The 25631-nt window shown below is 68.9% G+C and carries 23 protein-coding genes; 16 read left to right on the top strand and 7 right to left on the bottom strand.

Translation table 11 applies throughout. From position 1 onward, the window contains the following. The first annotated feature begins 103 nt into the window (after positions 1-103). Genes ACWF7A_RS39345 through ACWF7A_RS39330 form a run of 4 tightly spaced genes read left to right on the top strand, consistent with a single transcriptional unit; the run spans position 104 to position 4992 of the window. The gene (locus ACWF7A_RS39345) at positions 104-2470 is read left to right on the top strand and encodes a GcvT family protein (protein WP_452255590.1); all 2367 of its coding nucleotides are present in this window, start codon (positions 104-106) and stop codon (positions 2468-2470) included. Beyond that, positions 2467-3564, top strand: a complete 1098-nt coding sequence (solA, locus tag ACWF7A_RS39340) for an N-methyl-L-tryptophan oxidase (protein WP_452255589.1) — start codon at positions 2467-2469, stop codon at positions 3562-3564. The genes ACWF7A_RS39345 and solA overlap by 4 nt, the downstream gene beginning before the upstream one ends. Continuing rightward, positions 3561-4673: an aromatic ring-hydroxylating oxygenase subunit alpha gene (locus tag ACWF7A_RS39335; protein WP_452255588.1), complete on the top strand. Its 1113-nt coding sequence runs from the start codon at positions 3561-3563 to the stop codon at positions 4671-4673. Before solA ends, ACWF7A_RS39335 begins: the two co-directional genes overlap by 4 nt. 43 nt (positions 4674-4716) lie before the next feature. Beyond that, complete coding sequence (locus tag ACWF7A_RS39330; protein WP_452255587.1) at positions 4717-4992, top strand: hypothetical protein; 276 nt, start codon at positions 4717-4719, stop codon at positions 4990-4992. A 3-nt stretch (positions 4993-4995) separates the two neighbouring features. On the opposite strand, the gene secA2 is transcribed toward ACWF7A_RS39330, so the two are convergent. The 3 genes from secA2 to ACWF7A_RS39315 form a co-directional block, all read right to left on the bottom strand. Then, positions 4996-7281 (bottom strand): accessory Sec system translocase SecA2, encoded by a 2286-nt coding sequence (gene secA2 / locus ACWF7A_RS39325; protein WP_452255586.1) that lies wholly within the window; start codon positions 7279-7281, stop codon positions 4996-4998. A gap of 95 nt (positions 7282-7376) precedes the next feature. Beyond that, positions 7377-8678 carry an MFS transporter gene (locus ACWF7A_RS39320; RefSeq protein ID WP_452255585.1) on the bottom strand — a complete coding sequence of 434 codons (1302 nt, stop codon included), beginning with the start codon at positions 8676-8678 and terminating at the stop codon, positions 7377-7379. A 9-nt stretch (positions 8679-8687) separates the two neighbouring features. Then, positions 8688-11693, bottom strand: a complete 3006-nt coding sequence (locus tag ACWF7A_RS39315) for a carboxyl transferase domain-containing protein (RefSeq protein ID WP_452255584.1) — start codon at positions 11691-11693, stop codon at positions 8688-8690. Between the two features lie 179 nt (positions 11694-11872). Here ACWF7A_RS39315 and ACWF7A_RS39310 point away from each other — a divergent pair, with 179 nt between their 5' ends. Together ACWF7A_RS39310 and ACWF7A_RS39305 are read left to right on the top strand one after the other, a co-directional pair. Next, positions 11873-12652: a sporulation protein gene (locus ACWF7A_RS39310; protein WP_452255583.1), complete on the top strand. Its 780-nt coding sequence runs from the start codon at positions 11873-11875 to the stop codon at positions 12650-12652. Between the two features lie 99 nt (positions 12653-12751). Beyond that, positions 12752-13024: a GlsB/YeaQ/YmgE family stress response membrane protein gene (locus ACWF7A_RS39305; RefSeq protein WP_452255582.1), complete on the top strand. Its 273-nt coding sequence runs from the start codon at positions 12752-12754 to the stop codon at positions 13022-13024. Here ACWF7A_RS39305 and ACWF7A_RS39300 read toward each other — a convergent pair. Continuing rightward, entirely contained in the window at positions 13017-13640 is a 624-nt protein-coding gene (locus tag ACWF7A_RS39300) for a TetR/AcrR family transcriptional regulator (RefSeq protein WP_452255581.1), read from the bottom strand. The genes ACWF7A_RS39305 and ACWF7A_RS39300 overlap by 8 nt on opposite strands. Before the next feature lie 92 nt (positions 13641-13732). On the opposite strand from ACWF7A_RS39300, the gene ACWF7A_RS39295 reads away from it, so the two are divergent. The 7 genes from ACWF7A_RS39295 to ACWF7A_RS39265 are packed head-to-tail and all read left to right on the top strand — an operon-like array spanning position 13733 to position 20668. Beyond that, positions 13733-14878: an acyl-CoA dehydrogenase family protein gene (locus ACWF7A_RS39295; RefSeq protein ID WP_452255580.1), complete on the top strand. Its 1146-nt coding sequence runs from the start codon at positions 13733-13735 to the stop codon at positions 14876-14878. A gap of 10 nt (positions 14879-14888) precedes the next feature. Then, entirely contained in the window at positions 14889-16085 is a 1197-nt protein-coding gene (locus ACWF7A_RS39290) for an acetyl-CoA C-acetyltransferase (RefSeq protein WP_452255579.1), read from the top strand. Next, a complete protein-coding gene (locus ACWF7A_RS39285; RefSeq protein WP_452255578.1) occupies positions 16085-16843 on the top strand; it encodes an SDR family NAD(P)-dependent oxidoreductase in 759 nt (252 codons plus the stop codon). The genes ACWF7A_RS39290 and ACWF7A_RS39285 overlap by 1 nt, the downstream gene beginning before the upstream one ends. Before the next feature lie 14 nt (positions 16844-16857). After that, a complete protein-coding gene (locus ACWF7A_RS39280; protein ID WP_452255577.1) occupies positions 16858-17985 on the top strand; it encodes a hypothetical protein in 1128 nt (375 codons plus the stop codon). After that, positions 17982-19409 (top strand): substrate-binding domain-containing protein, encoded by a 1428-nt coding sequence (locus tag ACWF7A_RS39275; protein WP_452255576.1) that lies wholly within the window; start codon positions 17982-17984, stop codon positions 19407-19409. The genes ACWF7A_RS39280 and ACWF7A_RS39275 overlap by 4 nt, the downstream gene beginning before the upstream one ends. Beyond that, on the top strand, positions 19396-20103 hold the full coding sequence (locus ACWF7A_RS39270; protein ID WP_452255575.1) for a hypothetical protein: 708 nt from the start codon (positions 19396-19398) through the stop codon (positions 20101-20103). The genes ACWF7A_RS39275 and ACWF7A_RS39270 overlap by 14 nt, the downstream gene beginning before the upstream one ends. Before the next feature lie 22 nt (positions 20104-20125). After that, a complete protein-coding gene (locus ACWF7A_RS39265) occupies positions 20126-20668 on the top strand; it encodes an exonuclease domain-containing protein (RefSeq protein WP_452255574.1) in 543 nt (180 codons plus the stop codon). 67 nt (positions 20669-20735) lie between these two features. Here ACWF7A_RS39265 and ACWF7A_RS39260 read toward each other — a convergent pair whose 3' ends face one another. Beyond that, a complete protein-coding gene (locus ACWF7A_RS39260; protein ID WP_452255573.1) occupies positions 20736-21791 on the bottom strand; it encodes a DUF2855 family protein in 1056 nt (351 codons plus the stop codon). 38 nt (positions 21792-21829) lie between these two features. On the opposite strand from ACWF7A_RS39260, the gene ACWF7A_RS39255 reads away from it, so the two are divergent. Then, the gene (locus ACWF7A_RS39255) at positions 21830-22396 is read left to right on the top strand and encodes a TetR/AcrR family transcriptional regulator (protein ID WP_452255572.1); all 567 of its coding nucleotides are present in this window, start codon (positions 21830-21832) and stop codon (positions 22394-22396) included. Here the strand turns inward: ACWF7A_RS39255 and ACWF7A_RS39250 are convergent, their stop codons facing one another. After that, the gene (locus ACWF7A_RS39250; protein WP_452255571.1) at positions 22397-22849 is read right to left on the bottom strand and encodes a MaoC family dehydratase; all 453 of its coding nucleotides are present in this window, start codon (positions 22847-22849) and stop codon (positions 22397-22399) included. A gap of 5 nt (positions 22850-22854) precedes the next feature. Beyond that, the gene (locus ACWF7A_RS39245; protein ID WP_360046760.1) at positions 22855-23607 is read right to left on the bottom strand and encodes an SDR family oxidoreductase; all 753 of its coding nucleotides are present in this window, start codon (positions 23605-23607) and stop codon (positions 22855-22857) included. A 135-nt stretch (positions 23608-23742) separates the two neighbouring features. On the opposite strand from ACWF7A_RS39245, the gene ACWF7A_RS39240 reads away from it, so the two are divergent. Beyond that, positions 23743-24543 (top strand): SDR family NAD(P)-dependent oxidoreductase, encoded by an 801-nt coding sequence (locus ACWF7A_RS39240; protein WP_452255570.1) that lies wholly within the window; start codon positions 23743-23745, stop codon positions 24541-24543. 2 nt (positions 24544-24545) lie between these two features. Then, positions 24546-25517 carry a quinone oxidoreductase family protein gene (locus ACWF7A_RS39235; protein WP_452255569.1) on the top strand — a complete coding sequence of 324 codons (972 nt, stop codon included), beginning with the start codon at positions 24546-24548 and terminating at the stop codon, positions 25515-25517. Positions 25518-25631: the final 114 nt, after the last annotated feature.

Raw genomic sequence — 25631 nt, 5'->3', positions numbered from 1 at the left:
ATCGCGCGAACGGCGGTATTGACAGCCGGACCCGCGAGCCGCAATTTGTTGCTGATAGCGGAACGAGTTCTGTTACTCGCAACTGCGGCGAAGGGGTGTCCTGATGCCTGGTGCAGTGCCTCGCGTGGTGCTCGTGGGGGCGGGGATCGTCGGGTGCGCGCTGGCCGACGAGCTCACCGAACGGGGCTTCACCGACGTCACGGTCCTCGACCAGGCCGCGGGACTCGCGGTCGGCGGCTCCAGCTCCCACGCCCCCGGCCTGGTCTTCCAGACGAACTCGTGCCGCAGCATGACCCAGTTCGCCCGCTACACCGTCGACAAGTACACCGCGCTCGGCTGCTTCGACCAGGTCGGTGGCCTGGAGATCGCGACCTCGCAGACCCGGCTCGCGGACCTGAGCCGCCGGCACGGCTGGGCCACGTCGTGGGGTGTCCACAGCCGCCTGGTCGACGCGGACGAGGTCGCGCGGCTGCACCCGTTGCTGGACCGCGACCAGGTGCTCGGCGGGTTCCTGATCCCGAGCGACGGCCTCGCGAAGCCGGTGAAGGCCGCCGAGGTCCAGGCACAGCGCGCGATCGACCGCGGCGCGCGGTTCGAGTTCGGGCAGAAGGTCGTCGCCGTCGAGACCACGGGCGACCGTGTCACCGGGGTGCGGACCGAGACGGACGTCTTCCCCGCCGACGTCGTCGTGTCGTGCGCCGGGATGTGGGGGCCGGTGCTCGGCGAGATGGTCGGGCTGACCGTGCCGCTCGTGCCCATGGCCCACCAGTACGTGTTCACCGGCGACCTGAACGCCGACGCGGAAGCGTTGGCGCGTCAGCCGATCCTGCGGCACCAGGAAGCCGACCTGTACTTCCGCTCGCACGGCCAGGCGCTGGGCATCGGCGCGTACGGGCACAAGCCCATGCCCGTCGCGGCGCGTGACATCACCGGGTCGGAGCTGCCGTTCACCAAGGAGGACTTCGAGCCGTCCTGGGAGTCGGCGGTGAACCTCGTCCCGGCGCTGGCGGAGGCGGGGGTCTCGAGCGGGTTCAACGGGCTGTTCTCGTTCACCAGCGACGGGATGCCGTTGCTGGGCGAGCACCCGGGCCTGAAGGGTTTCTGGGTCGCGGAGGCCGTGTGGATCACGCACTCCGCCGGCGTCGCGCGGTCGGTCGCCGAGTGGATCGTCGACGGGCAGCCGGAGCTGGACCTGCACTCGAGCGACCTCAACCGGTTCGAGCAGGTGCAGCTGGCGCCGGACTACGTGCTCGAACGCAGCTGCCAGAACTTCGTCGAGGTCTACGACGTGCTGCACCCGTTGCAGCCCATGGAGAGCCCGCGGCCGATCCGCACGAGCCCGTTCCACAGCAGGCAGCAGGAGCTGGGCGCGTTCTTCCTGGAGGCGTCCGGGTGGGAGCGTCCGCACTGGTACGAGGCCAACGCCGGCCTGCCCGAGGTCGCGGAGGTGCCGGCACGGGGGGAGTGGGCGAGCCGGTTCTGGTCGCCGATCTGCGGGGCCGAGGCGCTGGTGACGCGCAAGCGGGTCGCGTTGTTCGACATGACGCCGTTGAAGCGGCTGGAGGTCGGCGGGCCGGGAGCGCTGGGGTTCCTGCAGCACATGACGACCAACAACCTCGACCGCAAACCCGGCGCGGTCGTCTACACGCTGCTGCTCGACGAGCAGGGCGGGGTGCGCAGCGACCTGACCATCGCCCGCCTCGGCGCGACGACGTTCCAGGTCGGCGCCAACGGCAACCTCGACCTCGACTGGCTCACCCGGCACGCGCCCGACGACGTCTTCATCAAGGACATCACGGCCGGAACGTGCTGCATCGGCCTGTGGGGTCCTCTCGCACGAGACCTGATCAACGACATCCCGCACACCCTGGACACGCGGAAGGGCTACTTCACCGCGCAGAAGGCGTTCGTCAAGAACGTCCCGGTGACCGCGTTGCGACTGTCCTATGTGGGCGAACTCGGCTGGGAGCTCTACACCACCGCGGACCTCGGACCGAAGCTGTGGGACACGCTGTGGGAGGCAGGGCAGCGGCACGGCGTCATCGCCGCCGGGCGCGGCGCGTTCAACAGCCTGCGCCTGGAGAAGGGCTACCGGTCGTGGGGCACGGACGTGACGACCGAGCACGACCCGTTCGAGGCGGGACTCGGGTTCGCGGTGCGCCAGGACAAGGAGTTCCTCGGCAAGGGGTCGCTGCACAACCTCACCTCGACCAAGAAGCTCACCTGCCTCACGATCGACGACCCGCACAGCGTCGTCCTCGGCAGCGAGCCCGTGTTCCACCAGGGAGAACCGGTCGGCTACGTCACCAGCGCCGCCTACGGGTACACGACCGGCCTCAACATCGCGTACGCCTGGCTGCCCAGCGAGATCGACGACGAGGTCGAGATCGAGTACTTCGGGCAGCGGGTGAAGGCGCGCCCGGCGCGGGAGCCGCTGTTCGACCCGGAGATGAAGCGGCTCCGCGGGTGACGTACGACGTCGTCGTCATCGGGCTCGGCGGCATGGGCAGTGCCGCCGCGTACCGGCTCGCCCAGCGCGGGAGACGCGTGCTGGGACTGGAGAGGTTCACGCCCGCCCACGCCCTGGGGTCGAGCCACGGCGGGTCGCGCATCACGAGACAGGCCTACTTCGAAGACCCCGCGTACGTGCCGTTGCTGCTGCGCGCCCACGAGATGTGGGACCAGATCGAGCGCGACAGCGGCGAGCGGATCTTCCACCGCGTCGGCGGGCTCATCGTCGGCGACCAGGACAGCGGCGCCATCACGGGTAGCCGGGCGAGCGTCGAGCAGTTCGGTCTGACACACGAACTGCTCGACGCGTCCCAGCTCCGCGAGCGCTTTCCCGCTTTGCGGCCCGCGGACGACGAGATCGGGCTGTACGAACCCGGCGCGGGCTTCGTCGTCCCGGAGACGTCCGTCGGGGCCCACCTCGCCCTCGCCGCGCGTGCGGGTGCCGACCTGCGCTTCGAGGAGCCGGTGACGCACTGGGAACCGGGGAGGGTCACCACCACCCGCGGCACCTACGAGACCGGGCACGTCATGGTGTGCCCCGGCCCGTGGGCACCGGAACTGGTGGCAGGGCTGGAAATCCCGTTTGAGATCGAACGTCAGGTCCAGTTCTACTTCGAGGCCCGCGACGACCTCCGGGACCTGCCGATCTACATCTGGGACCGCGCGGACGGCACGAACTTCTACGGCTTCCCCGAGATCGGCGGCGAGGTGAAGGTCGCGTTCCACCACGGTGGCGAGATCTGCACGCCCGAGACCGTCGACCGCACGGTGCGCAGCCACGAGGTCGAGGCGATGGTGAAGGCCACCAGCGCGCCGATGCCCGGCCTCGCCGGCACGTTCCGGCGCGCCGTGACCTGCATGTACACCAACACCGCCGACCGGCACTTCGTCATCGCGCGCGAGAACGACGTGACGGTGGCGTGCGGCTTCTCGGGGCACGGCTTCAAGTTCGTGCCCGTCGTCGGGGAGATCCTCGCCGACCTCACGATCGACGGGGCCACGCGGCACCCGATCGCCCTGTTCGACCCTGCTCGCTTGAGAGGCGGAGCATGACCGGGAGCCTGATCAGGACCCTCGAGGGCCGCTACTACACCGACCCCGCGATCTTCGCGCGGGAGCAGGAGGCCATCTTCGAGCAGATGTGGTTCTGCGCGGTGAGGTCCGGCGACCTTCCGAACGCCGGTGACTTCCGCACGGTGCAGGTCGGGCGGGAGAGCGTGCTCATTGCCCGCGACCGCAAGGGCGGCCTCAACGCGTTCCTGAACGTCTGCCGGCACCGCGGCGCGCGAATCTGCGTCGACGAGGCCGGCAGCGTCAAACGGGCGTTCCAGTGCCCTTACCACGCCTGGACCTACGCGTTGGACGGAAACCTGATCGCCGCACCCAACCTCACCTCGATGCCGGACGTCGATCGCGTTGCGTATGGACTGACGAAGGTGCATTTGCGCGAATGGCTCGGCTACGTGTGGGTGAATCTCGCCGAGAGTCCTCCGAGCTTCGAGGACGACGTTCTCAGTGCCGTGACGGAACGTTTGGGCTCACTCGACGGCATCGACGGCTACGAGATCGACCAGTTGTCCGTGGGCAGGCGGATCGTCTACGACGTCAGGGCCAACTGGAAGCTGATCATCGAGAACTTCATGGAGTGCTACCACTGCGCGACGATCCACCCCGAGCTCACCGAGGTGCTGCCCGAGTTCGCCGACGGCTACGCGGCGCAGTACTACGTCGGGCACGGCGCGGAGTTCGGCGACGGGATCCAGGGTTTCACCGTCGACGGCGGCGAGGGGTTCGGGAAACTCTCCGCCCTGGAAGAGGAACGCGACCGGAAGTACTACGCGATCACCGTCAAGCCGCAGGTGTTCATCAACCTCGTGCCGGACCACGTGATCCTGCACCGCATGTACCCGCTGGCCGCGGATCGAACGGTCGTCGAGTGCGATTGGCTCTACGCCAAGGAAGTGGTCGACACCGGCCGTGACGTCTCTCGCTCGGTCGAGCTGTTCCACCGGGTGAACGAACAGGACTTCGAAGCCTGCGAGCGATGTCAGCCGGCGATGGCCTCACGCGCTTACGCGCATGGTGGGGTGCTGGTGCCCTCGGAGCACCACATCGGCGGTTTCCACGACTGGCTCGTCCGCAAACTGGAATCAGCCGACTAGGGGATCGACTGCTCACCCGTGCACGCGAAAGCTTGCACGGGTGATGGAGCAGACCGATTTCCTGCTCCCCAACGGGGAGCACGAACACCTGCGCCGCATCCGGCTTCTGGCCGAGCGCGCGGAGCGGACGGCGCACGACAGGTCCAACTTCGTAGGACCTCCGCCGTCGCAGGAGCACCTTGACATCCTCGCGGAGATCAAGAAGCTGACCGACGAGATGACGGCGGCGTCCACGGCGCCCAGAAACGTCAGACGGGCCGAGACGTTGCCCCGGCCCGCCAGACCTGCGGACGACCTCGTCGTCCCCAGGAAGATGTAGCTGTCAGCGGCGCTGCCCGCGCACCATCTTCACGAGCCCCTTCATCGTCTCCTCGAGTCCGGAGCCGAAGGGGTTGTCGTGCACCAGGTAGGTCCACGTCGAGCTCGGGCGCTTCACCCCGGCGTCGGTGAGGTCGTAGCCGTCGTCGGTGATCTTGGCCGCCTCGTACTTCTCCTTGGTGAGCTCCCACGACTCCGGCACGATCTTGTTGAACGCCGGGATGGCCTCGCGGTGGAACTCGTCCAGCGGGTTCTGCCGGGCCAGGGCGCGCAGGTGGATGCCCTCGCGCAGGTCCGACAGGAACGTCAGGTGGTGCGTCCACAGGTCGTCGAGGAAGAACAGCGTGATCTTGCGGGCGGCCTCGGCGGCCACCTCGTCGGACACGCCTTCCTTCTCGCCGACCTTCTCGTACGCCGCGTCGCCGCGCAGCACCACGTCGCGGTGCTTGAGCAGCAGGTCGCGCTGGTGCTCGATCAGCTTGTTGTAGCGCCAGGTGTTGCGGTGGATCTCCAGGTTCACGCCCTCGGCCACGCGCTGAGCGTGCTCGAAGGTGTGCAGCAGGCCCTTGTCGTGCACCCGGCCGTCGTCGTCCACTTCGGACGGGTCCTCGGCGTCCGGTGCGTACTGGGTGATCAGCTCGTCCTGCATGGACGAGAAGAACACCGAGCCGCCGGGGTCGCCCTGACGGCCCGCGCGGCCGCGCAGCTGGTCGTCCAGCCGTGAGGACGAGTGGCGGCCGGTGCCGATCACGTACAGGCCGCCGAGCTCGGCGATCCGGTCGTGGTCCTCGCCCTCGTGGCCGCCGAGCCGGATGTCCGTGCCGCGACCGGCCATCTGCGTCGAGACGGTGATGCGCTGGTACGAGCCGGCGTCCGCGATGATCGTCGCTTCCTCGGCGTCGTTCTTCGCGTTGAGCACCACGCACTCGATGTCGGCGGCGCGCAGCTTGGACGAGATCCGCTCGGACTCGGCGACGTCGAGCGTGCCGACGAGGATCGGGCGGCCCGTCTCGTGGGCCTTCTTGATCTCCTCGACGATCGCGTCTTCCTTCTGCTCCAGCGTCGCGTAGAGGCGGAAGTGCTCGTCCTCGCGGATGTTCTCCTTGTTCGGCGGGATCACGAGCACCTCGAGCTCGTAGAACTCCCGCAGCGTCTCGGCGACGGCGACGGCGGTACCCGTCATGCCGCAGCGCGTCGGGTAGCGCGAGAGCAGCGCCTGCACCGTCATCGAGTCGAGGATCTCGCCGGACTCGGTGGTCTGGACGTTCTCCTTGGCCTCGACCGCGGCCTGCAGGCCGTCCGGCCACCGCTGGAGCTTCGCCACACGGCCACGCGTGTCGTTGATCAGGTGCACCTTGCCGTCACGCACGATGTAGTCGACGTCGCGGTGCAGCAGCACCTGGGCGTGCAGCGCCACGTTGACCTTCGACAGCGTGGACGTCACGTGCTCCTGCGAGTACAGGTCGATCTCGCCGAGCGCGCGCTCGACGGCCTCGGAGCCCGCACCCGTGAGGAAGACGTTGCGCTCCTCGTCGTCGATCTCGTAGTGCAGGTTCTGGCGCAGCCGCTTCACCAGGTCGGCGATGACGGGGTCGGCCGCCTCCGCGCTGGTCGAGCCGGCGAGCACCAGCGGCACGCGGGCCTCGTCGACGAGCACCGAGTCGGCCTCGTCGATCAGCGCGACCTCGGGCTCGGGCACGATCAGGTCGTCGGGGCTCGTGACGATGCGGTCGCGCAGGATGTCGAAGCCGATCTCGCTGACCGGCGCGTACGTGACCTCGCACTGGTAGGCCTCGCGGCGCTCCTCGGCCTTCGAGCTGCCGTTGATCCAGCCGACGGTGACGTCGAGCAGCCCGTACAGCGGCCGCATCCACTCCGCGTCGCGCTGGGCGAGGTAGTCGTTGACGCTGACCACGTGGACGCGCTTGCCCTTGATCGCGAACCCGGCCGCGGCCATGGCGCCCGCGAGCGTCTTGCCCTCACCGGTCGCCATCTCGACGACGAGGCCGCTGAGCAGGCCCAGGGCGCCCAGCACCTGCACGTCGAACGGTCGTTGCCCGATGGCGCGCTCGGCGGCCTCACGCGTGAGAGCCACGAGCTCGGTGTCCGTGCTCTTCTCGCGCAGCTTCTTGGCGTGGGCCGTGAGCTCCTCGTCGCTGAACGCCTTGAAGGCGTCCGCGTGTTTCTCCACGTCCGCGAGCATTGCCTGGAACGGGGCGAGGTCGATCGAGCCCGGTTTCTGCGCGAACCTGCGCATCCGCTGCTTCAAGCGCGCCATGAGAGTGGTCACGACGCGCCAACGTACGGCATCGGCTCCAGGTTCCGCAGAGGTCTTGACTGTGAAGGCCCGATTTGTCCCTCTGGTCGGGCCTTCACAGCCTCTGATCAGGCCCGTTCCGGCTGGTGGGTCTCCGGCAGCTTGATCACCGACACGAGCGTGCACAGGCCCATGACCAGCAGGAACGCCGACACGGACATCGACGTCCCGGTCGCGCCCAGCAGAGCCGTCATCACGAACGGCGTGCCGCCGCTGACCAGGATGGACGCCAGTTGGTACGCGAGAGAAGCACCCGAGTACCGGACGTGCGCCTCGAACAGTTCACCCAGGTAGGCGGCGATCGGCCCGTACACGAGAGAGGACGCGATGCCTCCGACCGTGTTCGCGACGAACAGCAACAGCAGCGAGCCCGTGTCCACGAGCAGGAAGTACGGGAACGCCCACACGATCAGGCCGACGGTGCCCGCGATGATCAGCGGACGCCGTCCCATGCGGTCCGAGAGGTGTCCGGCGTAGAGGATCACCGGGACGCTCACGAGAGAGGACAGCAGGCTCACGACGAGCACCGACTCACGGCTGAGACCGAGCGTGGTGGTCGCATAGGACAGGACGCCCGCGATCGACACGTAGAAGATCGCGTTGGACGCGAACATCAGGCCGGCGCCGTACAGGATCGGCTTGCGGTGCGTCCGGAGAGCCTCCTTCAGCGGTGCGTGCTTCACGGCCGGTGCGTCCGCACGGCGTTGCTGCATCTCCTTGAAGACCGGGCTGTCCTCGACCTTGAGCTGAATGAACAGCACCACGGGGAAGAGGAGCGCGCTCGCAAGGAACGGCACGCGCCAGCCCCACGACGCGAACGCCTCGGGCGAGAGAGACGTCGTCGCGCTGATGAAGGCGATGTTGCCCAGCAGCACGCCGATCGGCACACCCGCCTGCCCGAACGTGCCCGCGAACCCCCTCTTGCGGGGTCCGGCGGACTCGGTCAGCAGCAGGACCACGCCGCCCCACTGCCCGCCGACCGCGATGCCCTGCAGGAAGCGCAGCAGCACCAGCAGCAGGGGAGCGCCGACGCCGATGGTGGCCGTCGTCGGCAGCAGGCCGATGAGGAACGTCGCCGCGGCCATCAGCGCGAGGCAGATGACCAGCGCCGGCTTGCGGCCGACCTTGTCGCCGACGTGCCCGAACACCAGGCCGCCGATCGGGCGCGCGATGAAGCCCGCCCAGAACGTGCTGAACGACAGGAGCAACGCCACGAGCGGCGTCGCCTCCGGGAAGAACAACTTGGGGAATACCAGGGCCGCGGCTGTCGCGTAGATGAAGAAGTCGTACCACTCGAGACTCGAACCAACGAGTCCGGCTGCCATGAGCCTGCGCAGGGTCTTCTTTTCCGCAGGGGCGACGCTGACCACGGAATCTCCTCACCAGGTGTCGATGAACGGGCGTTTCTTCCCGGCGGGGCGGGAAGTCGAGGGGGCCAGCGCCGTGGCGATCCAGCGGCGCGTGTCGGCCGGGTCGATCACGTCGTCGATCTCGAAGACCGAGGCGACGTTGAGGGCTTTGCCGTGCTCGTAGGCCATCGCGACCATCTGGTCGTAGCGCTGCTTGCGCTCGTCCGGGTCCGCGATGGCGTCGAGCTCTTTCTTGAAGCCGAGTTTGATGGCGCCTTCGAGGCCCATCGGCCCGAACTCGCCGGTGGGCCAGGAGAGGGCGAACTGCGGGACCTTGAGGCTTCCGCCCGCCATGGCCTGGGCGCCGAGGCCGTACGCCTTGCGCAGGACGACGAGTCCGAAGGGGACGGTGAGGTTCGCGCCCGTCACGACCATGCGGGTCAGGTGTCGGACGGTGGCGGTGCGTTCGGCGTCCGGGCCGACCATGAAGCCCGGGGTGTCGGTCAGCGAGACGACCGGGATGTCGAACGCGTCGGCGAGCTGGAGGAAGCGGGCGCACTTGTCGGCGGCGTCGGCGTCGATGGCGCCGCCGTTGACCTTGGGGTCGTTGGCGATCAGGGCGATCGGGCGGCCCTCGACGCGGACCAGGGCGGTGATGATCGCTTTGCCGAAGCCTTCGCGGAGCTCGAGGACCGAGTCGGTGTCGGCGAGGGTCGTGATGAGGGAGCGGACGTCGTAGGCGCGGAGGCGGTTCTCGGGGATGGCGTGGCGGAGGAGGCGCTGGTCCGCGCAGGCCCAGGAATTGTCGGTGCTGTCTGGGATAATTGAATCCAGGGGTCCCCCAGGGCGCGCGGGCGAAGGCTGCGCACTCGTCGAGGGGACGCCTGCGGGAGCCTGGAAGTACGAGAGGTACTTCTTGGCGACGGCCACCGCCTCCTCCTCCGAGGCCACCGCGATGTCCACCACGCCGTTGGGCACCTGCACGTCCAACGGCCCGATGTCCTCCGGCCGGAACACGCCGAGCCCGCCGCCCTCGATCATCGCGGGCCCGCCCATGCCGATGTTCGCGCCCTCGACGGCGATGATCACGTCGCAGGTGCCCAGCAGCACCGCGTTGCCCGCGAAGCACCGCCCCGCGACCACGCCGACCAAGGGCACCTGCCCGCTGAGCTGCGCGAACGCGTGGAACGAGCCGCAGTCGAGGCCGCTGACCATGCTGTGGTCGGTGTCGCCCGGCCGTCCGCCACCACCCTCGGCGAACAGCACCACCGGCAGGTTCTCCTGCTGCGCCAGCGCGAAGAGCCGGTCCTTCTTCTGGTGGTTGCGCAGGCCCTGAGTGCCGGCGAGCACGGCGTAGTCGTAGGACATCGCCACGACCCGCGAGCCGTTGACCACGCCGATGCCCGCCACCATGCCGTCGGCGGGCGTGCGTTCGATCAGGTCCTCCAGCGAACGTCGCTGCCGCTGCGCGGCGATCGCCAGGCCGCCGTACTCGACGAAGTCCGAACAGAGGTCCGCGATGTTCTCGCGCGCGGTCCGGCCACCCCGGGCGTGCCGGCGAGCGGCGGCATCGGGGCGCTCGAAGTCGTGCCGCACCAGCACTTCGGCCAGGTCCGGCCGCACGTGTTCGAGGTCGACGGCAGAGACGTCCTCAACAAACTCCCCGACGCCGGACGCCAGCACCTGGCCCTCGGCCACGGTGTCGCCCACCGACACCAGCACCTCGCCGGAGATCCGCACGACGTGCTGCATCTTCATCGCTTCGAGCACCACGGAGTCGGCGTCGACGGCCACCACCGTGCCGGCCAGCGGGGCTCGCATGCCCGAGGTGGGCTCCTCGACGATGAAGTCGGTGGTGGCGCCGACGATGTCGCGCGTCAGCAACGACCGCAGGAACTCGAGGTTCGTGGACACGCCCTCCACCCGGAACTCGCCCAGCGCCCGCCGTGCCCGGTTCAGGGCGATGTCCAGGTCCTCGCCGTGCACCACGAGTTTCGCGAGCAGCCCGTCGTACCGGGTGCCGACCCGGTGACCGACGTACCCGTGCGTGTCGACGCGGATCCCGGGCCCGGACGGCAGCCCGAACGACGACAGCACGCCGCCCGAGGTCTGGTTCAGGCGCACCTGCACGGCGGCACCGCGGTCGTGGGGCGTGTAGTCGACGTCGCCGCCCCACGCGAGCAGCAGCTGCGTGCGCACGAGGTCCACACCGGACACCATCTCGGTCACCGTGTGCTCGACCTGCAGCCGCGGGTTGACCTCCAGGAACGCGAACGAGTCCCCGGACACCAGGAACTCCACCGTCCCGACGCCCTTGTAGTCCACAGCGGACGCGATCGCCACCGCCGCCGAGTGCAGGGCCTTGCGCAGCACCGGGTCCAGCAGGGGAGCGGGCGCGATCTCCACGACCTTCTGGTGCCGCAGCTGCAGCGAGCAGTCGCGGTCGCCGATCACCGAGGTCCCGACGAGCTGCACCTCGATGTGCCGGGCGGAGGGCATCAGGCGTTCGAGGTAGACGTCGCCGACCCCGAACGCCGCCAGCGCCTCCGCCCGGCACGCCTCGACCGCGCTGTCGAGGTCCTCCGCGCGCAGCACGGCGCGCATGCCCTTGCCGCCGCCCCCGGCGACCGCCTTCACCATCACCGGGTACGAGCCGGGTTCCGCGTCCAGCACCGGGATCCCCAGTGAGGCGGCCAGTTCCCGTGCTCGCCGCTTGTCACCGAGCAGTTCCAGAACGTCAGCGGACGGCCCGACGAAGGCCAGTCCGCGCGCGGAACACGCCCGAGCGAACTCGGCGTTCTCGGACAGGAATCCCCACCCCGGATGCACCGCGACGCAGCCCTGCGCCGCGTCCAGCAGTTGATCGACGTCGAGGTACGGAGAGGGCCCGTGCAGCGCAACGGCACGGTCCGCGAGGGTCACGTGGAGCGAGGAAGCGTCGTCCTCCGCGTACACCGCCACGGTACGAATCCCCAGGTCGGCGGCTGCGCGCAGAACGCGGACAGCCACCTCACCCCGGTTGGCGACGAGCAGCACGGGAAACCTCCTGAGCGACCGCTTAGTATGTGACGGCGGTCGCATGTTGCCATCTGAAGTCAACGGAAGTCCATACGGAACCGATCGGGGTACTGAGGCGTCAACGGAACACTTCCCCGCAAACGGGCGATCCAGTTGGCAGACTCCCCGCAAACATGCAAGGGCTTCAGGAGGCCGCAGTGGTGTTCAAGAGGATGATGCGCGCGTTCGGTGTGGGCGGGCCGACTGTCGACACGGTGCTGACCAACCCCAACGTCAGGCCCGGCGAGGTGCTGTCCGGTGAGGTGCGCATCGCCGGCGGCGATCACCCTGCCGAGATCGACCACGTCACGCTCGCGCTGCTCACCCGCGTCGAGGTCGAGAGCGGCGACAACGAGTACAACACCAACATGGAGTTCCACAAGTTCTCCGTGGGCCAGCGGATCGTGGCCCAGCCGCACCAGAACCTCTCGCTGCCGTTCCAGGTCCCGGTGCCGTTCGAGTGCCCGCTCAACGTCGTGGGCGGCACGCAGCTCAACGGCATGCAGCTGGGCCTGCGCACCGAGCTCGAGGTCCGCGGCGCCGTCGACCCCGGTGACCTCGACCCGATCTGGGTGCACCCGCTGCCGTCGCAGGACGCCGTGCTCCAGGCGTTCGGGCACATGGGCTTCCGCTTCACCAAGGCGGACAACGAGAAGGGCCGCATCCACGGCGTGCCGCAGCAGCTGCCGTTCTACCAGGAGATCGAGTTCTACCCGCCGCCGCAGTTCGCGGGCCGCGTCAAGCAGGTCGAGCTGACCTTCGTCACGACGCCGGGTGAGCTGCACGTGATCCTCGAGGCCGACAAGCGCGCGGGTCTCCTCCGCGCGGGCGGCGACGCGTACGGCCGCTTCGCCGTGTCGCACCAGCAGGCCGTCGGCACGGACTGGACCGCGACGATCAACCAGTGGATGAGCCAGGTCTCCGGCAGCCGCTGGTAGCACCCGAAAGGTCGAACGCACTACTCCTCACGCTGCACGGACCGTCCTCTGAAGGGATGATCTCGGCCTAGTTCCGAAATCATCGCGGAGGAGGCGGTCATGGGCATCGGCAGCATCATCGGTGCGCTCGTCATCGGACTGATCCTGGGCGTGCTCGGCCGGTTGTTCGCGCCGGGCAAGCAGGGCATCCCGATCTGGCTGACGATCATCGTCGGCATCGTGGCCGCGTTCATCGGCACGTGGATCGCGCGCCTGCTCGGCGTGGAGGACACGCCCGGCATCGACTGGATCGAGCTCATCGTCCAGATCGTGGTCGCCGCGATCGGCGTCTCGGTCGTCGCCGGGATGTACGGCAGGAAGTCGGTCAGCTAGCGGGCCGGACCATCCTCAGGACGAGGTCGGCGTACATCGCGCCGATCTCGTCCGGGGTCCGCTTCCCGCTCGGCTGGTACCAGCGCGCGACGTCGATGCACAGCGACAGCACGGCCAGGGTCGCGCCCTTGAGGTCCGGGACGTCGAACACGCCCTCCGCGACGCCGTCCGCGATGTAGGACCGCATCCGCCGCTCGATCTGCCGGCGCAGCCCCGCCACCTGTTCGTGGTGTTCTGGAGAGAGCGCGCCGAGCTCGTACTGCACCACCCGCGCCGTCGTGTGGAACTCCGCGTGCCACCCCGCGAACGCCGCCACCGCGTTCTTCAGCCGGTCCGTCGCGTCGTTGCCCTCGATCGACGACAGCAGTGCGAGCGAGGTCTCGTGGCCGACGAGCGAGATGTTGAAGAGAAGCTCCTCTTTGGACCGGTAGTGGATGTACACGGCCGCCGGCGACATTCCGGCCAGTGAGGCGATGTCGCGGGTCGTCGTGGCGTGGTATCCCTTGCTCGCGAACGCCTGGACGGCGGCGATGAGCATCCGGCGGGCGGCGTCCGGGGTGACGGCGCGCCAGGTCTCGTCGAGCAGTGAGAACCCGTCCAGTCCGGTCGTCGTCATCGGGTCGCTCCTCGCGTGTTGACAGGTGGTGGATAGTACTGCACGCTAAGCGGGCGCTTAGCTCTAAGCAACCGCTTAGTATGGAGGTAGTCGTGCAGCGGACGCTGTTCAACGAGGATCACGCCGCGTTCCGGGAGTCGGCGAAGGCGTTCGTCGAGCGCACGATCACGCCGAACGTCGAGAAGTTCATCGAGCAGCGGGTGATCGACCGGGACGTGTGGCTGGAGGCCGGTCGCCAGGGCCTGCTGGGCCTCGAGATCCCCGAGGAGTACGGCGGCAGCGGAGCGAACGACTACCGCTTCAACACCGTCTTCGCCGAGGAGCTGTGCCGGGTCAACGCCGCGGTCGCGTCATCGCTCGGCATCCACGGCGACGTCGTGGCGCCCTACCTCGTCGACCTGTGCACCGAGTCGCAGAAGCAGCGCTGGCTGCCCGGCATGTGCACCGGTGAGATCAAGACCGGCATCGCGATGACCGAACCGTCCGGCGGCTCCGACCTCGCGGCGCTGAAGACCAACGCCGTGCGCGACGGTGACGACTGGATCCTCAACGGCTCCAAGACGTTCATCACCAACGGCTACACCGCCGACATGATCGTCGTCGCGGCCCGCACCGACCCGTCCAAGGGCGCGCGCGGCATCACGCTGTTCGCCGTCGAGAACGGCATGCCCGGCTTCGAGCGCGGCCGCAAGCTCGACAAGGTCGGCCAGCACCCGTCCGACACCGCGGAGCTGTTCTTCTCCGACGTGCGCCTGTCGCAGGAGCACGTCATCGGCGAGGAGGGCCAGGGCTTCATCTACATGATGGAACGCCTGCCGCAGGAGCGGATCGGTGGCGCCATCTCGAACCTGGCGCACGCGCAGGGCGTCTTCGAGGAGACGCTGGAGTACGTCAAGGAGCGCAAGGCCTTCGGGCAGGCGATCGGCAAGTTCCAGCACAACAAGTTCCTGCTCGCCGAGCTGCGCACCAAGCTGGACGTCTCGCAGGCGTTCATCGACACGCTGACGATGCAGCACGTGCGCGGCGAGCTCAGCCCGGTCGAGGCTGCGCAGGCGAAGTACTGGAGCGCCGACATCGAGAACGAGGTCATCGACGCCTGCGTGCAGCTGCACGGCGGCTACGGCTACATGACCGAGTACCGCGTCGCCCGCGCGTGGATGGACGCCCGCGTCACGAAGATCTGGGCGGGCTCCAACGAGATCATGAAGGAACTCATCGGCCGCGACCTGGGCCTGTAAGGAGAACGGCATGCCCGAAGCAGTCATCGTCTCCACCGCCCGGTCGCCGATCGGCCGTGCCCGCAAGGGTTCCCTGGTCTCGCTGCGCCCGGACGACCTGGCCGCGCAGGTGATCTCCGCGGCGCTGGGCGACATTCCGGCGTCCGAGATCACCGACCTGCACCTCGGGTGTGCCGAGCCGCAGGACGAGCACGGCCAGAACATCGCGCGTCGCGTCGCCGTGCAGCTCGGGCACGACGGCCTGCCCGGCACGACGGTCAACCGGTTCTGCGCGTCCTCCGTGCAGACCGCGCGGATGGCCTTCCACGCCATCAGGGCGGGGGAGGGCACCGGGTTCGTTTCTGCCGGCGTCGAGTGCGTCTCCCGGTACATGCACGCGGGCGCGCCGTCGTTCAACCCGCTGTTCGACGAGGCACAGCAACGGACTCTGGACACGGCCGCGTCCAACGCGCCGTGGACCGACCCGCGCCTCGACGGGCGGCTGCCCGACTACTACATCGCGATGGGCCAGACGGCCGAGAACGTCGCGACGCAGATGGGCATCTCGCGGCACGACCAGGACGAGTTCGGCGTGCGGTCGCAGAACCTCGCGGAGAAGGCGATCGCGGACGGGTTCTTCGCCCGCGAGATCACGCCCGTGACGCTGCCCGACGGCACGGTGGTCTCCACGGACGACGGCCCGCGCGCCGGCGTCACGTACGAGTCGGTGTCCTCGCTCAAGCCCGTCTTCCGGCCCGAAGGCACGATCACCGCGGGCAACTGCTGCCCGCTCAACGACGGCGCGGCCGCTGTCGTGATCATGAGCGACGTGCGGGCGCGGGAGCTCGGGCTGACCCCGTTGGCGCGCATCGTGTCCACCGGTGTCTCGGGTCTCTCACCGGAGATCATGGGCCTCGGCCCCGTCGAGGCCACGAAGCAGGCCCTGGGTCACGCCGGTCTGTCCATTTCGGACATCGACCTGGTGGAGATCAACGAGGCGTTCGCCGTGCAGGTGCTCGGATCCCAGCGCGCGCTGGGCATCGACATCGACAAGCTGAACGTGCACGGTGGCGCGATCGCGTTGGGCCACCCGTTCGGCTCGACCGGCGCGCGGATCATGACGACGCTGATCAACGGCATGCAGGCCCGTGACGCCCAGTTCGGCCTCGAGACGATGTGCGTCGGCGGCGGTCAGGGCATGGCGATCATCCTGGAAAGGCTTTCGTAGTGGGAATCCTCGACAAGTTCCGCCTCGACGGGAAGGTCGCGATCGTCACCGGCGCGTCCTCCGGTCTGGGTGTCGCGTTCGCCAAGGCACTCGCGGAGGCGGGCGCGGACATCGTGCTCGCCGCCCGCCGCGCGGACAAGCTGAAGGACACGGCCGCGCTCGTCGAGGCCACCGGGCAGCGCGCGCTGGTCGTGCAGGCGGACGTGTCGAAGCCCGAGGACTGCCGCGAGGTCGCACGTGCGGCGGCGGAGTTCGGCACGGTCGCGGTGCTCGTGAACAACGCCGGTGTCGCGTCGGCCGTCCCCGCCTCGCGCGAGACGCCGGAGGAGTTCCGAGGTGTCCTGGACGTGAACCTCAACGGCGCCTATTGGATGGCGCAGGCGGCCGCGTCGGTCATGAAGTCCGGCGGCTCGATCATCAACATCTCCAGCGTGCTCGGCCTCGTGACCGGCGGCATCCCGCAGGCCGCGTACTCGGCGTCGAAAGCCGGTCTGCTCGGCCTCACGCGGGACCTGGCGCAGCAGTGGACCGGGCGCAAGGGCATCCGCGTCAACGCGATCTGCCCGGGCTTCTTCGAGTCGGAGATGACCGACCAGTACCCGCCGGGGTACCTGGAGAAGATCCAGGCGACGCTGCCATCCGGGCGAATCGGTGATCCGGAGGAGCTCGCTTCGGCCGTTTTGTTCCTGGCCTCCCCGGCGGGCGGTTACGTTACGGGCGAGACGCTCGTCGTCGACGGTGGTGCTGTGATCGTCTGACATCAGGGGGAGCCGTGCGGGAGCCCGAGTTCAAGGTCGTCGACCCGCGAAGACGGTTCCTGCTGTGGTTCGTGCCGCCGCTGGCGGTGTTCGTGTGCGGGCTGGTGGTGCTGCTGGTGTCAGGGCACATCACCGGCCCGTTCCGCTCTGTCACGGTGGTGCGGGCGCTGTTCGCGTCCAAGCGCGACTTCTTCCAGGACGAGCAGGTCAAGCGCATCCTGATGGCGCGCGGTTACCAGGTGCACGTGACGCCGATCGGGTCGCGCGACCTGGCCGACAAGCCCGACCTCGACTCGTACCACTTCGTGTTCCCGTCCGGCCACGTGGCGAACGAGCACGTGAAGACCCGCCGGGCCGGGAAGCACGTCGTGCCGTACCGGCCGTTCTTCACCCCGGTCGTGCTCGCCACGTTCCGCGAGTACGCCGAGGCGCTGAAGAGCGAGGGAGTCGCGACACCGCACGACCAGACCGAGAAGCCGCTCTACTACACCCTCGACATGGTCAAGCTCAAGCGTCTGGCCGACGCGGGCAAGCGGTGGAACGACCTCGGCCTGAGCAACGGCAACCGGGTCATCGTGCAGTCGCCGGACCCCTGCAAGGCCTACTCGGGCGCCACGCTCGTCGGGTTCTTCGGCACCGCCTTCGGTGACGAACCGCCGCAGACCCTCGAAGCCGCGGAGAAACTGGCACTGGACGTCAAGCCGTACGTCGACGCACAGGGCCAGGCCGGCGAGGACATGGCTCCGAAGTACTTCGTCCCGGAGGGCCGCACGCACGCCGTCATCGCGGTGATCTACGAGCACCAGTACATCGCCTACCAGTTGCGGCAGAAGAGCGTCGACACCGAACGCGTGCTGCTCTACCCGACGAAGCAGCACCAGAGCACGCCCGAGCTGATCTCGTTCACGCCCGAGGGCGACCGCATCGGCGAGCTGATGATGAACGACCCCGAACTGCGGCAGCGCGCGGTCGAGCTGGGCTTCCACTCACTGGGCTGGAACGGGGAGACCGGCACCGACTTCGGCAGCTACATCGCCGGTCGCGGGCTGCCGGAACCGCCGGAGGGTGCGGAGGGCAGGGTGCAGCTGCCCAAGGCGGAGCTGTTCGAGCGCATGCTCGACGTCGTCGGCGACTGCAAATGAGGGCTCTGGCTCTGGTGGTGCTGCTCCTGCTGGCGGCGTGCACGCCGAGCACACCGCCGCCGGTCCGGCTGAAGGTGCTGGCGAGCGCCGAACTCGCCGATCTCGGGCCGGTGCTGGCGGAGCTGAGGAAGGCCACCGGGGTCGAGCTGGCGGTGGAGCACCGCGGCACGGTGGAGGCGAGCTCGTCGCTCGCCGGGTTCGACCTGGCCTGGCTGTCCACGGCCCGGTTCCTGCGGCTGCGCGGCGCCGAACCGGAGCTGGCGTCGAGCATCATGACGTCCCCGGTGGTGCTTGGCGTGACGAAGTCGAAGCGGGCTGTGCTGGGCGAACGGCCGACGTGGGCGGACGTGGCGGACCAGGCCGCGCAGGGCCGGTTCCGCTACGGCATGGCCGATCCGCGGGTGTCCGGTGGCGGGATGGCCGCGTTGATCGGCGTGGCGACGGCGGCCGCGGGCACGGGCGCGCCGCTGAAGCCCGGGGACGTGAGCTGCGACCGCCTGCAGGGGTTCCTCGCCGGACGCGCGTTCGACGTGCCGGACCCGGTCGGTGAGTTCGTCCGCAGGTCCGATGTGGACGGACTGGTCGCGCACGAGTCGGAGTTGTTGTCGCTCAACGCCTCGGGCAAGCTGCGGGAACCGCTGGAGATCGTCTACCCGCGCGACGGAATCATCCTGTCGGACTACCCGTTGATGCTGCTGGAACCCGCGCACCGGGCCGCGTACGACCGGGTCGTGGAGTGGCTTCGGTCGCCCGCGGCCCAGCAGATGATCGCCGACCGCACCTGGCGCCGGCCCGTCGAACCCTCCGTGGTGCGCCACGAGAAGCTGCGCGCCGACCTCGGCACCGCGCTCTACTTCCCGGACAGCCCCGAGGTGATCGACCGGCTGCTGCTGTTCCACGACCGCGCGGGCGACGGTCGTCAGGTGGTCTTCGTGCTGGACTACTCGACGTCCATGCGGGGCGCCCGGCTCGCCGGCCTGAAGGAGGCTTTCGCGTCGCTCAACGGGTTCGACCGCTTCTACGTCGGCGAGACCGTGACGATCATCCGGTTCGCGGGCGCCGTGCTGGAGGAGCGCTCGATCACCGTGCGCGGCCGCGAGGACCTGGACGCGTTGCTGTCCGTCGTGGCGTCCGAGGACCTGCGGGACAACACGGCGATCTGGGCCGCGCTGGACCGAGCGTTGCAACTGGCCCGCGGCGAGACGGCCGTGGTGCTGATGACCGACGGTGAGAACAACGCGGGCCCGTCGGTGGACGAGTTCCTGCGGGTCGGCAGGGGAGAGGTACCGGTGTTCCCGATCCGGTTCGGCGAGGCCTCGACGGCGGAGCTGGACCGGGTCGCGCAGGCGAGCGGCGGCCGACTCGTGGAGGCGGGCGCGAAGTCGTTGCTGGAGGCGGTGAGGGAGATCCGTGGCTGTCGATAGAGCTCTCTGGTGGTCCGTCTCGTGGGGCTGGATCCTGCTGTGGGCGGCGACGCTCGTGTCGCTGGTCGTGGCCGTCGTGCTGGCGTGGCAGTGGATGCGCCGCCGCGAGCCGGAACCCGAGGTGCCCGGCCTGCTGTTCTACGTGCACGGTCAGCGGATGATCAACCTCTGCAAGATCGGCCGTTACGACGACGCCGTCACCCGGCAGTTCGTCAAGCAGATCACCGTCACCAAGAACGGCAAGCTGCAGGTGGGCCCGAGCGAGTTCGGCATCGGCGTCGACGGCTCGGTGGTCGAGCAGAACACCGACACCTACGAGAAGCCGGCCACGGAGATCGACGTGATCGGCGTCGTGCTGGCAGGTCTGCGTGCGGGCCACGGCGTGGTCGACGTCGACCTGACGACCGCCACGATCCGCGCGGACGAGGCGTGGCGGCGGGGAAAAGCCAAGCGTCTCAACGACATCCGCGACTACGTGTCGTTGCGCGGCCGTTTCGAGGTCGGCGACGGGGACGATCCGGCGGTGCTGCTGGCGCCCGTGGGTGAGCACCGTGTGCGGGTGGAGTGCGACCGGGGGAGCCTGCGCGACACGCTGCCACCCGGCCAGTTCAACGCGCGCTGCCTGGGCAAGGTCCAGTCGTGGAACGCCGCCACCGGCGAGATCGTGGTGCTGCCGGTCGTCGTATTCCAGTAGACGCGTGGGGGACGATCAACGCGTGATCGCGTTGGACGAGGTGCTGGTGGTCGACGTGGAGTCGACCTGTTGGGAGGGCTCGCCGCCGCCCGGTGAGGTCTCGGAGATCATCGAGATCGGGATCTGCCCGCTCTCGGTGGCGTCCGGGACGCGGGGCGAGCGGCGTTCGGTGCTGGTGCGGCCTTCGCGGTCCGCCGTCAGTCCTTTCTGCACGGAGCTGACGACGCTGACCGCTTCGCAGGTCGCGGACGGTGTGTCGTTCGCCGAGGCTTGTGCCCTGCTGCGCAAGGAGTTCCGGTCGGATCGCCGGGTGTGGGCCTCGTACGGCGACTACGACCGGAAGATGTTCGAGCGGCAGTGCGCGGACTTCGGGGTCCGGTACCCGTTCGGGCCCCGGCACCTGAACGTCAAGACGTTGTTCGCGCTGGTGCACGCGCTGCCGCGGGAGGTCGGGATGGCCGAGGCGGTGCGGCTCGCCGGGCAGAGGCTCGACGGCACGCACCACCGCGGCCACGACGACGCGTTCAACATCGCGGGGCTGCTGGGCGGCCTGATCCGGCGGTGAGATCACCTGTTCGGAGGACTCCGGTCGATCTCGACCGTGCAGACCCGGACGGCGTCCCGCCGCGAAGTCAGAAGGTGATCACGTCGGCGCTGTCCGGGCTCGTCCTGCCCGCCAGCACCGCCTGCCACACCTCGGCCAGCTCCTCCGGCCCGCTGTGCTCGACCACGCCGACCCAGCCACCGGCCTGGGCCGTGAAGCCCCGCCACGCCTCGCCGAACCGCTGGGCCAGCCCGTCGGAGCCCCAGTCCGCGGTCCGCTTGCGCAGCTGCTCCGGCGCGAAGAAGAACTCCGAGCGCGGGTCCTGCGACGCCGTCTTGTGGGTCAGCCCGATCGAGACGTCCTTCTTCAGCTCCGCACCGAGGCGGTCGTGCAGCGCCGACCGCACGTCGGCCGACCCGCTGAAGTCCAGGTAGACCGACGGTTCGACGTCCACCGAAGCGTCGTAGGGGAGCACGGTGTCGTAGAGGCCGAGGCCCTCGGTGAACTCCACGTTTCGGGGCGAGGTGAGCCCCACGACTCGCACGCCCTGACCGCGAAGGCACTGCGCGGTGCCGAACGCGGTCTTGCTCGACGCCGACGAGATCACCACGGTCCGGGCGCCGTGGAAGTCGTTGTCCACCAGCTGGTCGGCCAGCAGGAACGACGTGAGGAACAGCGGCCGGTACAGGACCTGCAGGTTCTCGAGCGACTCGTCGTACGCCGGGTCCTGCGAGGTGACCAGGTAGCTGTTGTAGACGGCCGGCAGGTCGGCGCGGTGGTCGGCGGTGTCCACGAAACCGGACGAGGTCAGGCGAGCGCGCACGACGAGGTGGCTCGCCATCGGCAGGTAGCCGTAGACGCGCGTGCCGGCGGGCAGTGCGTCCACAGTGGAGTCGACGACGTCGGCGAAGCCCCACACCGGCACCACGCCCTGGCCGTCCCCGCCCGCGGGGAAGAAGCGCCAGTAGCCGATCAGGTCGCCGATCACGCCGTACGTGACGTTGTTGGCGGTGAGGCCCACCCGGCTCACGCGGAGCAGCACCTCGCAGTCCGACAGGTCGGACGACGGGGAAGTTTCGTCGTGCAGCACTTCGGTTTCGGTGAGGTTGCCGCGGTCGACGACCACGGTCCAGCCGCTGATCATTGCCTGGATTCTCCTTGGTCGGGAGGTACGCTCCGAACGTGACCGTGCCTGAAAGACTGATCGACGCCGCCACCCGCCTGTTCGCGGACAAGGGGTACGAACGCGTCGCCGTGCAGGAGATCGTGGAGCACGCCGGTGTCACCAAAGGCGCTATGTACCACTACTTCGGGTCGAAGGACGACCTGCTGCACGAGATCTACGGGCGGTTGCTGCGCTTGCAGACCGAGCACCTGGAGAAGATCGCGTCGAGCACCGGCTCGGTCACCGAACGCCTCCGCGAGGCCGCGATCGACGTCATCGTCACGAGCGTCGACGACTTCGACGCCGCCAAGGTGTTCTTCCGCTCGATGAACCACCTCTCGGCCGAGAAGCAGAAGGAGGTGCGGGCCGAACGGCGGCGCTACCACGAGCGGTTCCGCGCTCTGATCGAGGAAGGGCAGCAGGGCGGCATCTTCCGCGCCGACGTGCCCGCCGACGTGGCCACCTACTACTTCTTCGGCTCGTTGCACCAGCTCGGCACCTGGTACCGCCCGGACGGCGACATGCCGCCCGGACGGCTGGCGGAGCACTACGCGGACCTGCTGATCCACAGCCTCAGGCCCTGATCAGGGCACGATCACGCTGACGATCTCGGCGACGCACGCGGGCTTGTCGCTGCCCTCGATCTCGATGACGACCTTGGTCACGAGCTGCTTGCCCAGCGCGATGTCCGTGACGTCGAGCAGCTCGACCCCGCCGCGCACCCTGGCGCCGACCAGCACCGGCTGCGGGAAGCGGACCTTGTTGCTGCCGTAGTTCACGCCCATCTTGATGTTCTTGACGGTGTAGACGTCCCGCACCAGGTACGGCACCAGCGACAACGTCAGGTAGCCGTGCGCCACCGGTCCGCCGAACGGGCCCTTGGCGGCCTTCTCGACGTCGATGTGGATCCACTGGTGGTCGAGCGTCGCGTCGGCGAACAGGTTGACCTGCTCCTGCGTGACCTCGTGCCACTCGCCGAACCCGAGGTGCTCGCCCTTGGCGGCGACCAGCTCGTCGATGGTCTCGAATGCGCGCATGGCCCTCAGTCCTTCGGTCCGCCGGCGACGTAGATGACCTGGCCGGACACGAACCCGGCGCCCTCGCTCACGAGGAACGACGCGGTGTGCGCGATGTCCTCGGGCTGGCCGACGCGCGCGACCGGGATCGCCTGCGCCGCACCAGTGAGGAAGTCCTCGAACGGGATCTTCATGCGCTCGGCCGTCGCCTTGGTCATCTCGGTGGCGATGAAACCGGGCGCGATCGCGTTGACCGTGACGCCGAACTTGCCGAGCTCGATCGCGAGGGTCTTCGTGAAGCCCTGCAGACCGGCCTTGGCGGCGGAGTAGTTCGCCTGGCCGCGGTTGCCGAGGGCGCTCGTGCTCGACAGGTTGACGATGCGGCCGAAGCCTTCCTTCGTCTGGAACGCCTGCACGGCCTTGCTCATCAGGAACGCACCGCGCAGGTGGACGTTCATGACGGTGTCCCAGTCTGCGGAGGTCATCTTGAACAGCAGGTTGTCGCGCAGCACGCCCGCGTTGTTGATCAGCACGGTCGGCGCGCCGAGCTCCTCGGCGACCTTCGCGACCGCGGCGTTGACCTGCTCCTCGTCCGCCACGTCGACCTTGAGGCCGATGGCGCGCCCACCGCTCGCGACGATCTTGTCGGCGCCGTCGAGCACGCCCTGCTCGTCGAGGTCGAGCAACGCGACGGCCAGGCCGTCCGCGGCAAGACGCTGCGCGACCGCGGCGCCGATGCCACGAGCCGCGCCGGTGACGATCGCAACCCTGTCGGCCACGGGTCCTCCTTCGGTTTCGGTGAGAGGTGGTGAGCTAAGCAAGCGCTTAGTAACGTACCTATCAGTCCGCTTGACGTCCAGGTCTGTGCGGACGACCATACCGACTGGTCGGAATGTGGCAATACGAGGAGGCAGGTGCCCGTGGACTTCACCGGCAAGGTCGCGCTCATCACCGGCGGATCCAACGGCATCGGCGCCGCGTCCGCCCGGCGTCTGGCATCGCTCGGCGTGCACGTCGTGGTCGCGGACGTGGACGCCGACCAGGGCAAAGCCGTAGCCGATGAGATCGGCGGCGTGTTCGTGCGGTGCGACGTGACCCAGGCCCAGGACTCGGCCGAGGCCGTCGCCGTCGCCGTGCGCGAGTTCGGCGGGCTCGACATCGCGTTCCTGAACGCCGGCATCGGCACCGGGTGCTCCCTGGGCGACGACTTCGACGTCGAGACCTACCGCCGTGCGATGGCCATCAACCTCGACGGCGTCGTCTACGGCGCGCACTACGCGTTGCCCGAGGTGCGCAAGCGCGGCGGCCAGATCATCGCCACGGCGTCGATGGCAGGCCTCATGGCCATGCCCGGCGACCCCGTCTACGGCGCGAACAAGGCCGCCGTCGTCGGTCTCGTGCGTTCGCTCGGTGGCGCTTATCCCGACGTGCGCGTGAACGCGCTGTGTCCCGGGTTCGCCGACACCAACATCATCGTGCCGCTGCGGTCGACGCTGGAGGAGATCGGCATGCCGATCATCCCGGTGTCCGACGTGGTGGACGGCTTCATGTCCATCGTGGAGGGGACGGGGACGGGCGAGGCCTGGTTCGTCCAGGCCGGTCGCGCGTCGGAGCCGTTCGGCTTCCGCAACCCGCCCGGCCCGCGCGCCGCCGACGGCTCGCGCATCGGTGCCGCCTCCCTGGACCCCGTTTCCATCGCGCTTGAGGAGAACTGACCGTGCGTGCCATCCAGATCACCGAGTTCGGCGGGCCCGAGGTCCTTCAGCAGGTGGAGCTGCCCGACCCCGTCGCGGGCGAGGGCGAGGTGCTGATCAACGTTTCACGTGCTGGACTGAACTACGCGGACACGCACCAGGCGGAGAACTCCTACCTGGCGAAGATGGAGCTGCCGCTCGTCCCCGGCGGCGAGGTCGTCGGGTCGACCGCCGACGGACGCCGTGTCGTGGCGCTGACCAAGAACTCCGGCGGCTACGCGGAGAAGGCCGTCGCGCCTTTGCTGACCACCTTCGACGTTCCCGACGGTGTGGACGACCTGACCGCGCTGTCGTTGGTCGTGCAGGGCGCCACGGCGTGGTTGTTGCTGCGGAAGTCGACCCACATGGAGGCCGGTGAGTCGGTCGTCGTTCACGCCGCCGCCGGTGGTGTGGGCACGATCGCCGTGCAGCTGGCCAAGCTGTGGGGTGCCGGGCGGGTCATCGCCACTGCTTCTTCCGAGGAGAAGCGGAAGCTGGCGCTCGATCTCGGGGCGGACGTCGCGATCGACTCGCGTGCCGAGGACATGACCGCTGCTTTGAAGGAAGCCAACGGTGGCCGTCGGGTCGATGTTGTGCTGGACATGACCGGAGGAACGACCACTGACCAGTCGTTGGTGGCGCTGGCTCCGTTCGGGCGCCTTGCGTTTTACGGCATGGCCTCGCGCGAAAGGCCGAAGCCGGTCGACCTCGGGGCACTGCTGGTGCACTCCACGGCCGTTGCGGGTATGTGGCTGCCCCACGCGCTGAAGGTTTCTGATGCTGAGCACGGGACGTTGGCGCATCGGGCTATGGCCGAGCTGTTCCAGCTTGTTGTGGATGGTCGGTTGAAGGCTGTTCCCGGTGGGGAGTACGGGCTGGGTGAGATCCGGCAGGCGCATGAGGATCTGCGGTCGCGTCGGACTGCGGGCAAGCTCGTTTTGGATCCTTCGCGCTGATCTGCGTGGGGTGGGTTGAGGGCGGCGTGGTTGCGTTGCGTGCTTCCCCTGGGGGCTCTGCCCCCAGACCCCCGGCAATCTGATCAGGGGGCCAGCGCTGTTCGCGGGTTGATG

Source organism: Lentzea sp. NPDC055074 (genome assembly GCF_053608005.1).
Note: the sequence above shows the minus strand (reverse complement) of the source record. Positions and strands in the feature narration are given on the sequence as shown.

What these genes read in the sequence shown, in the direction of transcription:
- ACWF7A_RS39290 (WP_452255579.1), top strand. Translation starts at nt 14,889, where the DNA reads ATGCCCGAAGCAGTCATCGTCTCCACCGCCCGGTCGCCGATCGGCCGT.
- ACWF7A_RS39345 (WP_452255590.1), top strand. Translation starts at nt 104, where the DNA reads ATGCCTGGTGCAGTGCCTCGCGTGGTGCTCGTGGGGGCGGGGATCGTC.
- ACWF7A_RS39250 (WP_452255571.1), bottom strand. Translation starts at nt 22,849, where the DNA reads ATGCGCGCATTCGAGACCATCGACGAGCTGGTCGCCGCCAAGGGCGAG.
- ACWF7A_RS39275 (WP_452255576.1), top strand. Translation starts at nt 17,982, where the DNA reads ATGAGGGCTCTGGCTCTGGTGGTGCTGCTCCTGCTGGCGGCGTGCACG.
- ACWF7A_RS39260 (WP_452255573.1), bottom strand. Translation starts at nt 21,791, where the DNA reads ATGATCAGCGGCTGGACCGTGGTCGTCGACCGCGGCAACCTCACCGAA.
- ACWF7A_RS39330 (WP_452255587.1), top strand. Translation starts at nt 4,717, where the DNA reads ATGGAGCAGACCGATTTCCTGCTCCCCAACGGGGAGCACGAACACCTG.
- ACWF7A_RS39305 (WP_452255582.1), top strand. Translation starts at nt 12,752, where the DNA reads ATGGGCATCGGCAGCATCATCGGTGCGCTCGTCATCGGACTGATCCTG.
- ACWF7A_RS39300 (WP_452255581.1), bottom strand. Translation starts at nt 13,640, where the DNA reads ATGACGACGACCGGACTGGACGGGTTCTCACTGCTCGACGAGACCTGG.
- ACWF7A_RS39335 (WP_452255588.1), top strand. Translation starts at nt 3,561, where the DNA reads ATGACCGGGAGCCTGATCAGGACCCTCGAGGGCCGCTACTACACCGAC.